The organism is Nonomuraea sp. MG754425 (assembly GCF_021699195.1).
In the GTDB taxonomy this organism is placed as follows: Bacteria; Actinomycetota; Actinomycetes; order Streptosporangiales; family Streptosporangiaceae; genus Nonomuraea.
This window is the reverse complement of sequence record NZ_SSXE01000577.1, coordinates 1-299: the sequence shown is the minus strand read 5'-3', so window position 1 is coordinate 299 and position 299 is coordinate 1. Positions and strand designations below refer to the sequence as shown.

The window sequence follows — 299 nt, the reverse complement described above, 5'->3', positions numbered from 1 at the left end:
TCCCCGAGCCGATCGGGTGCGGGTGGGACGTCCGCTCGGCGTACGCGGCCGGGCAGCGGCTGGCCGCCCGTCCGGACGTGACCGCGATCCTGTGCGGCAACGACGACATCGCGCAGGGGGTGCGCCGGGCGCTCTACGACGCGGGCAAGGATGTGCCGGGCGACGTCAGCATCGTCGGCTTCGACGACATCCCGGGCTCGGCGTACTGGACGCCCGCCCTGACCACCGTGCGGATGGACTTCGCGGGCCTGGGCCGGGCCTGCTTCCACGCGGCGGTGGCCGAGCTGACCGGCCTGCCG

1 protein-coding gene is annotated in these 299 nt (G+C 75.3%); it reads left to right on the top strand.

Annotation, left to right across the window (positions count from 1 at the left end):
• Window positions 1-299 (top strand): substrate-binding domain-containing protein (locus FAF44_RS54040; RefSeq protein ID WP_237111236.1); only part of this gene is annotated, 299 nt, incomplete at both ends.